Genomic DNA, 8,600 nt, shown 5'->3' on the forward strand with positions numbered 1-8,600 from the left:
CCTGGAGGTATTCCTCTACGTTTTCGGCCTGACCCGGGGCTTGCAACCGGTACCTAGGTACAGGTTTACCGTCGGAGGTGTCCCCCTCTCGGGGACGTGACGACGGGAGTGAGCGCGATGAGTGATCTTGCGTGGGTGCCGCAGTGCTGCATGCTACCCACCGAGGAGAGGCCTCTGCGGGTCGCCGAGTGCGATGCGTTGTTGTCCGAGCGTCTGACCTCGCTGTCGAGGCCGCAGCCGCTCCACCTGCGCCTTGACCTGGAAGACGGGGAGGGCGTGGAGGGCCGGGTGCGTGACCTGGTGGAGCGCGAGAGTGGCTGCTGCTCGTTCTTCACCTTCACCATCACCCCCACCGTGGGCCTGGTCGGGCTGGACATCTCGGTGGGCCGGGCGCACGAGGCGGTCCTGGACGCCCTGGCCGCCCGGACCGCTGCCGCCGGGCAGCAGCGGTGAGCCGGGGCCTGCGCAGCGGGCAGGTCGCCGAGGCGGCCGGGGTGAACGTCCAGACGCTGCGCTACTACGAGCGGCGCGGGCTGCTGGCCGAGCCGGAACGCAGCAACGGCGGCCACCGCCTGTACAGCGAGGACGCGGTGACCGCGCTGCGGGTGATCAAGGCCGCCCAGCGGCTCGGGTTCACGCTGGAGGAGGTCGCCGAGCTGCTGGAGGCAGGCCGCCACCGGCACGGCCGCCCCGTGCCGGGGCTTCAGGACCATGCGGCGGCCAAGCTCGCCGAGGTCGATGCGAAGATCGCCGATCTCACCACCATCCGTACCGCCCTGGCCACGGCTGTAGCGGCGGGTTGCGACGACTTGACCGTCTGCGCGTCCAGCACCTGCTGCCCGATCCCCTTTACCGATCTCGCCGAGGAGAACCGCCATGCCGGACCCTGCTGCTGACCGACGCCCACAGCTCGCCCCGAAAGCGCTCGGGGGCCTGGCCGCGCTGGCGTGCGTGGCGTGCTGCGCGCTGCCCGTGATGATCACTGCCGGGGTCGTCGGCGCCGGCGCGGGGACGGTGGTGGGCTGGCTGCCCGCCCTCGCCGTCGTCCTGGCCGTGGTTGCCGCCGGAACCTGGTGGCTCGGCCAGCGCCGCCGTTCCTGCTCCTGCTCGTCGAGGAGTGCAGGTGAGGACGGGTGCGGCTGCAAGGCGTCCACCGACCCGCTGAAGATCGGCAGCGCGGGCCGCCCGTAGGGTCAGCCGGTATGACTGTCGCTCGTTCCTTTGCCCTGTTCGTCGTCGCCGCCCTCTTCGAGATCGGCGGCGCCTGGCTGGTGTGACAGGGCATTTGCGAGCACAAGGGATGGATCTGGATCGGCGCTGGCGTCATCGCCCTCGGCCTGTACGGAGTGGCGGCGACCTTCCAGTCCGACGACAACTTCGGCCGCATCCTCGCCGCGCACGGCGGGATCTTCGTGGCGCGCCGCCGATCTCGTTGAGGGCGACGACGGCGGTTCCCTTTCCCTCAACGTCCCCAGGCTCGACCCCATCTCGCGAGACGACCTCGACGATCTGATTCACCAGCTCGCGGATGCCGGCGGGAAGCTGCTCAGCTGGCACGTCGAACAGTTCGAGGCGGAGCGGCCGGAAGCAGGCCCCGACTCGGAGTAGTAGGCGCTCCCGCGTGCGCTCTTGCTGGCCTGCGCTTAGATGTGGGCTGTGGCACTCACACCACTGATCGAGCCCATGCTCGCCCAAGCCTGGCCCGTGCTCCCACCCGACCGGGCGCTGCCGGGCGGGCTGGCGTTCGAGCACAACCCTCCTGCTGGGACGCTACGACGCAATCGGGCGCCTCCGGCTGACCGCTCGCACTTCACCCCTGCCCACGGCCGTCCGTCGAGACGTCGGGACCCTGCTGCTCCGTGGCGGCCCCGAGCACCCCTGGTACGGGGTTCGCTTCTCCGCCGGCTGGGGTCGTGGCGACCTCATCTACGTCCCGGTCCGGCCCCACTTGGTCGCTGAGTTCCTCGCGGACACCGCGGTCGATGACGGCCGATGGCGGCATCCGGTTCGTTACGTCCGTGTCCGCAGCGATCTCGCGGTGGGCGATGTACCGCTCGTTGAAGGCTGATGCTGCCCGTGAGGGTTCCTGAACCCCGCGTGTCCGGGGGTCGCGCCGTACTGCCTGGTCATGGCCGTATCAGCCGTTTGTGAGGGGCAGCGCCGGGTACACAGGACTCACCGCGAAATGCGGACAAATGGTCAACCGTGGCAGGAGGCGTGTGCGCCATGTCGGCTGGTGAGAAGGCTAAGGCCAAGGTCGAGCAGGCCAAGGGAAAGCTCAAGAGGGCCACAGGACGAGCGGCCGTCGATGACCCTATGGTCGCCGAGGGGCACGGCTCTGCCGCCGCTTGACGCGTCGTACTGGAGGGGATCACAGGCGGGGGTGAACCGACCGTGGGGTTGTTTTCGCAGCCAGCCGCGGTCGGTCAGTCTGATCAGTTTGCCGCGCAGTGGTTCCAGTTTGGACTTGACGCTGAGGTCTACTCTCAGCATTCGCCGAATTGCCGGGCCGTGACCGGTCCGCCGGCTTGACGCAGGACGGTGAGGATGCGCTGGTAGTCCGGTCGGAGCAGCGCTCCTGCATTTCCGGGCCGTGGTGCGGGACGAGCGTCACGGGCCTCCGGCCACCTGGCCAGGCGCCGGGGAGACCGAAGCGCGCTCGCCTGCAATCTCTTCGCTCACCCGATCGAGGCCTCTTTCGACGACGGTGAGTTCGTGCTCGGATCGCACCTCGGCCAGTTGCTCGGTCGTCTGTGCTTCGAGGTCGTCCAGTTCCGCACGACGGGCAGTGATCCGTTCCAGCAGCTCGGGATCCAGCATGCAGCGGATGCTAGGGGGCGGTCGGAGTCGGACGGGACTGGTGGAGGCCCAGGGATCGTCTGGAGCGGTCTCTTGCAGGAATCGGTCGGGCAGTTCGGGTGATCGTCACGGTGGCGAACGTCATCGACAGGGGGTGGGATGCACACCGCCCCGGCGTAGCCCTAATCCCTGTCGTAGTGGCTCCCGCTCCCGCGGGAGAATCCGTCCCCGTTCCGACCGATGACCTTGCCGAGGCGTCCGGTTAGGATGCTGGGCAGGCTGGAGGGATCGAAATGCCGCAGAACGCGGCCCGGGTGACCGTCATGATGCCTGATGGGCAGGAATTGCTGGGCCGCCTTTATGAGCGGCGGCGCGCGGCGGTCGGATGGCAGTACCGGGTAGGCATCACCTGCTGGGCAGTTGGCAGCAGCGGCCGTACCGAGCGTGTGGAACAGAGTGTCTGGCTCGACGCCCGTCATGTCCACCCCCTCGAAGGCGGCGACTACAGCCGCATCCCCACCCTCGCTACTCCCACCGCCGACGGGCGGCAGGCCTGGACGGTACAAGACCTCCCTCACCGCCCCGGTCACCCCGGAGCACGCCTGATTCACGTCATCGGCTGTCAGCCCCACGCCGCACCCATCACCCTCGACCAGGCCCTCGAGATCCTCCGCCAACCCCGCACCGTCCCCTGCCGCGAATGCAACGCAGCCACCTCACTCCCCACCGCGACCGACCCGTTGCCGCCGCAGCAAGATTGCGCACCGCTCGGGGAAAGGGAGCACCGTCCGGACCAGCAGTGGCGCGGGTGAACAGAGAGCGGGCTGGCAGCATGGGCGAGGACGCGTTGGTGTCGGCGAGTGTTGGGGGCCTACCTGTAGCGAAGCGGATACGGGCCCTGTCTGGCGTCCGGCCTGTCCCCGCACGATCTTGCACGGTTCTGGCATGCACACCGCAGCGTCGAGGACGCTGCCTCAACTCGCCTGCTCGTTCAGCCCGACATCGGCTTTGCGGCTCAGTCTCTTCACCAGACTGAGCACCAAGTCCGCGTCCTCCTCTGACAAGGCATTGAGGTCTTCGGCAAAACGACGCTCTCGCTCCGATCGCAGGTTGGGGAACCGGGTGATCCCGTAGAACTCGTGAGCGATCATCGCTGCAACCTGCTCTTCCGTCGCGCGGAAGAGCTTCGCAATGCCGGGCAGGTCCTTCAGCAGCGGCGGATTGAACCGGTCGCTTTGCTCAAGCTGCACATGGCGCCACCAAGAAGCGCTCCGCGTGCCACCAGACTCCTCGGCCATCTGCTCGTAGGTGATGTGCTTGAACAGATGCTGCACACGGCCGGTGAACGGCTTCTCAGTCATGACCGCACCCTAGGGGCCCACCAAGGCCTCTATCGCCTCAATGAGGCGATACATGGTGGCGGGCGCTGACCTGGGCGACCGGCGACACGGCGGCCTCGTCGGGCAGGGCGCATTCATCGCGATTCCCGCTGCTCCCCGCTCGATCTGGTGCGCTTGTGATGCAGTGCGGGTGCGCTGCTACGGCCGGTGCGCCTGGCGCGGTGACCCTGCGATGGTGAATATGGGGCCGGCGCAGCCACTAGCTGCCGACTCGACGAAACCGTGATGAGCGCCCTCCACCTGCGAGAAGATGCCGCAACTCGTCTCATATTACAGAGGATCGGCGCCATGGGCATACGGGAAACGGCCAGGACAGAACTGTCTCAGCATCTTGCCGACAGGACTCGGGCGCTCGGAGATCGCCTTCAGCAGGGAGAGACGCCAATCGCAACTAGCGCTGGCGACCTCGTCCGCCAGGAACCGATGCCTCCCGAGGGTGCCTCGACGGACGAGACCTTGGCCTACTTCCCCGCGCCTGAAGGGGATTTCGTCCTTACCGATCGGACCCTGTACTACCGCGACAAGCGCGGCAACATCTATCTGCTCCCACTCGCATCGATCACCTCCTGGAGACAGAGACGCTGCGACACGTACCCGCACCTGCCCCCGCATCTTCAACGCCGGATCTTGGAGATAGAGGTGAGGACGTCTGATGGAGGGCGGTACCTCATTGAGTCGGGCAAGATCTTTGCTCGACAGATCCGCAAGACGGGTAAGGCTCGCCGGCGCCAGTGGTGATGCCATGCACGGCCTCCGCCACCTTCTCGACTATGTCCCTGCTACGCACCCCACTTGGGGCGCCACGGAGCGCAGAAGAGCCCCCTGCTTAGAAGACGCGGGCACGCCCTTGCCGTGAGTCCGGTTCAGTTGCCGCCGCCTCTATGACCAACTGTTGACGGCTACCGCCGTCTGTCTTCGTTGCCGTCAGCGCTGCCGCCATTGCCGTCGCCGAGGGACTCTTGTGGTCGCTTGTCGGCAGCCGACGCTGCGTCGGGAGTGAGAGCATGGTCCAGTGGACACGGCGTCGCAACTGCGCAATCTCGTAGGTTCCTTATCACGGGGAAGTGGCGTCTTCGGCCGGGTCGTCGCTGGGGCTGGCACATCTGTACCGGACCTCGTTCGAGAGGTGGCCGCAAAGGCGGAACGGGCCTGGAGGGACTATGCCGTAGCAGGGGCAGTCGGTCCTGACACGCCGGAAGAGGTCGAGCAGGCGCTCTCGCAGATCGACGGTGAGCGCGCTGTGGAGCTCCTGACCTACCTGGCGGTTGAGGACCTCGTGTTTCCGGGTACGCCACGCCGCGACCGCGCCCATGCGCATCGAGCAGCTGAGCGGGTCGTGCGTCTGCTCGGGCAACAGTCTGCTTGGTACGCCAATATCACCGAACTCTCACCCCAGGCACGCGCGTGGGACCCGGTCACCCGGCACACCTTCGACGGAGTCGTCGCGGGGATCGGCAATGGCTTCGCCGTTGTGTTGTTGCAGGTAGGCGAGGACTGAGCATCCCGCTGGGGAGAAACACCCCATCTTGCCTGACCGCCACCCCTGGGGGGAAACGCGTTCAGCCGGACCCCTCTGACCTGGGGTTTCGCTGCGGCGGGCTACGACTCGTCTGTCACAGTCGGTCGCCGTCGGTCGACCTCGGGCACCCTCGCACGGCCCAGACCCGGCGCTTAGAAAGTTCGGGCAAGCCCTGGAGGGATGGCCCGCTGGCACCCGACCGTTCCCGTGCCGGGTCGCGCAGTGTCGCTGAGGTTTGTCATCGTTGCCGTCACCGCCGGCGGACGCGACATCGCGTGTCACGCCGGTCTACTGATCACCCTCGCCCACCAGCGAGGCTGACGAAGCCCCCGGCTGTGACCAGCTCAGGCGCCGTAGGCTTCTGTCGTTGCCGGTCGGCGTCGGGTGACCTCACCCCCCCTAGGGACTGCCCGCGCGCGGCCTGGCCTGATGGCCAGCGGCTCATCCCGGAACCGCGGATGGGGTTTTCGCAGTCGTGTCGTGTCGTGGACACAGCCAAGCCGAGATCCGACTCGTCCTGTCTCCCCTGGGTGGTCTCCGCTTTCTTCGGAGCTGCTATGGGCTGCGTCAGCTGGTCGCTGACCGTCTGGGCGCGCGCGTATTGCGACGCGGGGTACGACGCTGGCGGGCGCTTCGAACTAAACTTCTTGCTCCCTCTGGTCGTGGGAGCCGAAGCGCTGGTGGGGCTCATGGCTCGGGCGATCGGCCGACGCCTGGTGCTTCGCGCGCCGACAGCGGTCCGCGCCACCCTGCCGACGCTGCTGATGCTTGTTGTGACGGTGTGGCTCGCATGGTGGATCTTCGCAACCCGAGGAACACTTGACGGCTATCCCGCCGACTCGGGCCTCTGCCCCGCGAGCAACGTCCCACCCCAGTGGCCTAACTGGATTCCCGTCTGATCAGCCACAACCTATGTCGGGCGGCCCTGACCTGCGGCCGCCTCATCGATCAACGTCCTGACCTGCTGCCGAACTGTCGGCACTTGTCGACCTTGGTCACCAATGTGCAACCCGCGCCAAGGCTGCGGTTTTCCGTCAATTTGTTCACGCTGGCAGGATCTCCATGCCATCCGAGCTGCGTGACGAGTGGAGAGACGTCATCGTCCGATACCCGATGGAGACCACCCCTGAAGAGACCTCAAAGGTCGAAACCTTCATTCGGGCCAGTTTCGGTGCGATGGAAGGAGCCAGGGAGGAGAGGGGAGCGGGGGCGTGGAGGGTCGTCTGCGTGGCCGCAGACTTTCTGGCGGTCGAATTGGAGCCTGTTTCCCTGCCGCCGCCGTGAAGCTCCCCGGGCACAGCCGATCCTCAGCGACGACGATAGGGCCGCAGTCGAATCCTCGTATCGGGAGATGAAGGCTGACATCAAGGCTCTTCATGAGCGGTTCCTGCAGTTGGCCGACAGATCCTGATATTTTTGACTCGGACCGCTATGAGGTGCTCACCGGGATCGTGGCACGGGTGCTCAGATACCTGAATGGGCCCTTTTCAGCCTCAGCAGGGCTGCTCACGCGGCTCGCCCCCGGTTGAGCCGGGCGGAGGCTCTAGGGCGTGTATCGAAAGTGGATCTTGAGCTTGAATGATCAAGGTCCATGGGTCGGGGAGATCTCACGGACGAGCAGTGGGCGGTACTGGAGCCGTTGTTGCCGAGGGGTGCCAGAGCGGGGCGGCCGCCCGTCTGGCCTCGGCGGCAGCTGATCGATGGCATACGGTTCCGGGTCCGGACCGGTGTTCCGTGGCGGGACGTCCCCGCCGAGTACGGGCCATGGGGGCGGGTCTACGACCTGTTTCGCCGATGGCAGCGGAACGGCGCCTGGCATCGGATCCTCACCCGGCTTCAGTCCTTGGCCGATGCGAAGGGTGCGATCAGGTGGGACCTGAGCGTCGACTCCACGGTATGCCGTGCCCACCAGCATGCGGCCGGGGCCCGCAAGCAGGGCGACCTGCAGAAGGAGCCGCCGGGTGGCGTGTTCACCGAACCTCGTGATCACGGGCTGGGGCGTTCGCGCGGCGGGTTCACCACCAAGCTGCACCTGGCCGTCGAGCAGGGCCAGAAGCCCTTGTCGATCGTGGTGACGGCAGGACAACGTGGAGACTCGCCGCAATTCGAACCCGTGCTGACGAAGGTTCGCGTGCCCCGCATCGGGCCGGGCCGGCCGCGTGTCCGCCCCGATCGGGTGCGTGCGGACAAGGCGTACGCCTCTCGCAAGAACCGGGCCTACCTGCGCCGCCGCGGGATCCGCTGCACCATCCCGGACAAGGCTGATCAGGCGCGCAACCGCCAGAAGCTCGGCTCTCGCGGCGGTCGGCCGCCGCACTTCGACCCGGCGGATTACCGCGAGCGTCATGCGGTCGAGTGCGGGATCAACCGCCTCAAGAGACACCGTGCGGTCGCCACGCGCTACGACAAGCTAGCGGTCCGCTACGAGGCGACCGTCCTCGTCGCTGCCATCAACGAGTGGCTGTGACCCGCGGCCGTCACGCTATGGGATCCACGTTCCACGCCGCGGGCAGATCGCTGCCGCGCTTGTCAGTGACTACTGGCACCATGCGCGCATGAACTCAGATGGCAAGGAGAAGAAGACTCTGTCGGTGTTCCTCGCGGCGCAGCGAGCCAGCGTGTTGGCCATTGTCGATGGGCTCGACACGCAGGCACTGACCACGTCGGTCCTGCCCTCCGGTTGGACGCCCCTCGGGCTCATAGAACATCTGGGGCACGCTGAGAGGCACTGGTTCCAGGAGGTCGTCACCGGAGCGGCCGAGCCGTTGACATGGCCCGATGACCATGCAATGCCACGAAGTTAAGGCTCAGTTGACGTTGTCAAGCACGACCGCGACGTGAGACGGGCCTCTGCTATCCAGGGGATCGACCAAGATCTTCCT

The 8,600-nt window shown here is 66.9% G+C and carries 11 protein-coding genes and 1 pseudogene; 10 read left to right on the forward strand and 2 right to left on the reverse strand.

All coding sequences use genetic code 11. The features are described 5' to 3' along the window. Positions 1 to 117: 117 nt before the first annotated feature. The 4 genes and pseudogenes from ACFQ9Z_RS38445 to ACFQ9Z_RS38460 form a co-directional block, all read left to right on the forward strand. Positions 118 to 453, forward strand: coding sequence for a hypothetical protein (locus tag ACFQ9Z_RS38445; protein ID WP_383031415.1), 336 nt, complete (start codon positions 118 to 120; stop codon positions 451 to 453). Further along, positions 450 to 896, forward strand: a complete 447-nt coding sequence (locus tag ACFQ9Z_RS38450) for a MerR family transcriptional regulator (RefSeq protein WP_383031418.1) — start codon at positions 450 to 452, stop codon at positions 894 to 896. The genes ACFQ9Z_RS38445 and ACFQ9Z_RS38450 overlap by 4 nt, the downstream gene beginning before the upstream one ends. Further along, positions 877 to 1,191, forward strand: a complete 315-nt coding sequence (locus ACFQ9Z_RS38455; RefSeq protein ID WP_383031421.1) for a hypothetical protein — start codon at positions 877 to 879, stop codon at positions 1,189 to 1,191. The genes ACFQ9Z_RS38450 and ACFQ9Z_RS38455 overlap by 20 nt, the downstream gene beginning before the upstream one ends. A gap of 11 nt (positions 1,192 to 1,202) precedes the next feature. Beyond that, a pseudogene (locus tag ACFQ9Z_RS38460) lies at positions 1,203 to 1,418 on the forward strand (hypothetical protein); the annotation flags it as partial. Positions 1,419 to 2,610: 1,192 nt separating this feature from the next. On the opposite strand, the gene ACFQ9Z_RS38465 reads toward ACFQ9Z_RS38460, so the two are convergent. Beyond that, on the reverse strand, positions 2,611 to 2,820 hold the full coding sequence (locus ACFQ9Z_RS38465) for a hypothetical protein (protein WP_383031424.1): 210 nt from the start codon (positions 2,818 to 2,820) through the stop codon (positions 2,611 to 2,613). Between the two features lie 272 nt (positions 2,821 to 3,092). Between ACFQ9Z_RS38465 and ACFQ9Z_RS38470 the strand changes: the two genes are divergently transcribed. Continuing rightward, entirely contained in the window at positions 3,093 to 3,611 is a 519-nt protein-coding gene (locus ACFQ9Z_RS38470) for a DUF6233 domain-containing protein (protein ID WP_383031427.1), read from the forward strand. A 162-nt stretch (positions 3,612 to 3,773) separates the two neighbouring features. Here the strand turns inward: ACFQ9Z_RS38470 and ACFQ9Z_RS38475 are convergent, their stop codons facing one another. Next, a complete protein-coding gene (locus ACFQ9Z_RS38475; RefSeq protein ID WP_383031430.1) occupies positions 3,774 to 4,160 on the reverse strand; it encodes a hypothetical protein in 387 nt (128 codons plus the stop codon). A 327-nt stretch (positions 4,161 to 4,487) separates the two neighbouring features. Between ACFQ9Z_RS38475 and ACFQ9Z_RS38480 the strand changes: the two genes are divergently transcribed. The 5 genes from ACFQ9Z_RS38480 (at position 4,488) to ACFQ9Z_RS38500 (ending at position 8,522) form a co-directional block, all read left to right on the forward strand. Continuing rightward, positions 4,488 to 4,937 (forward strand): hypothetical protein, encoded by a 450-nt coding sequence (locus ACFQ9Z_RS38480; protein ID WP_383031433.1) that lies wholly within the window; start codon positions 4,488 to 4,490, stop codon positions 4,935 to 4,937. Positions 4,938 to 5,325: 388 nt separating this feature from the next. After that, positions 5,326 to 5,697 (forward strand): hypothetical protein, encoded by a 372-nt coding sequence (locus ACFQ9Z_RS38485; RefSeq protein WP_383031436.1) that lies wholly within the window; start codon positions 5,326 to 5,328, stop codon positions 5,695 to 5,697. Positions 5,698 to 6,780: 1,083 nt separating this feature from the next. Further along, a complete protein-coding gene (locus ACFQ9Z_RS38490) occupies positions 6,781 to 7,002 on the forward strand; it encodes a hypothetical protein (RefSeq protein WP_383031439.1) in 222 nt (73 codons plus the stop codon). 307 nt (positions 7,003 to 7,309) lie between these two features. Next, positions 7,310 to 8,185, forward strand: a complete 876-nt coding sequence (locus tag ACFQ9Z_RS38495; protein ID WP_383031443.1) for an IS5 family transposase — start codon at positions 7,310 to 7,312, stop codon at positions 8,183 to 8,185. 88 nt (positions 8,186 to 8,273) lie between these two features. Further along, positions 8,274 to 8,522: a DUF664 domain-containing protein gene (locus tag ACFQ9Z_RS38500; RefSeq protein ID WP_383031446.1), complete on the forward strand. Its 249-nt coding sequence runs from the start codon at positions 8,274 to 8,276 to the stop codon at positions 8,520 to 8,522. Positions 8,523 to 8,600: the final 78 nt, after the last annotated feature.

The sequence above is a fragment of the Streptomyces sp. NPDC056580 genome, from assembly GCF_042793175.1.
In the GTDB taxonomy this organism is placed as follows: domain Bacteria; phylum Actinomycetota; class Actinomycetes; order Streptomycetales; family Streptomycetaceae; genus Streptomyces.

Bases quoted from the DNA above. Each gene is read 5' to 3' on its own strand.
- ACFQ9Z_RS38480 (WP_383031433.1), top strand. From the start codon at position 4,488: ATGGGCATACGGGAAACGGCCAGGACAGAACTGTCTCAGCATCTTGCC.
- ACFQ9Z_RS38455 (WP_383031421.1), top strand. From the start codon at position 877: ATGCCGGACCCTGCTGCTGACCGACGCCCACAGCTCGCCCCGAAAGCG.
- ACFQ9Z_RS38465 (WP_383031424.1), bottom strand. From the start codon at position 2,820: ATGCTGGATCCCGAGCTGCTGGAACGGATCACTGCCCGTCGTGCGGAA.
- ACFQ9Z_RS38490 (WP_383031439.1), top strand. From the start codon at position 6,781: ATGCCATCCGAGCTGCGTGACGAGTGGAGAGACGTCATCGTCCGATAC.
- ACFQ9Z_RS38475 (WP_383031430.1), bottom strand. From the start codon at position 4,160: ATGACTGAGAAGCCGTTCACCGGCCGTGTGCAGCATCTGTTCAAGCAC.
- ACFQ9Z_RS38445 (WP_383031415.1), top strand. From the start codon at position 118: ATGAGTGATCTTGCGTGGGTGCCGCAGTGCTGCATGCTACCCACCGAG.
- ACFQ9Z_RS38500 (WP_383031446.1), top strand. From the start codon at position 8,274: ATGAACTCAGATGGCAAGGAGAAGAAGACTCTGTCGGTGTTCCTCGCG.
- ACFQ9Z_RS38470 (WP_383031427.1), top strand. From the start codon at position 3,093: ATGCCGCAGAACGCGGCCCGGGTGACCGTCATGATGCCTGATGGGCAG.
- ACFQ9Z_RS38495 (WP_383031443.1), top strand. From the start codon at position 7,310: ATGGGTCGGGGAGATCTCACGGACGAGCAGTGGGCGGTACTGGAGCCG.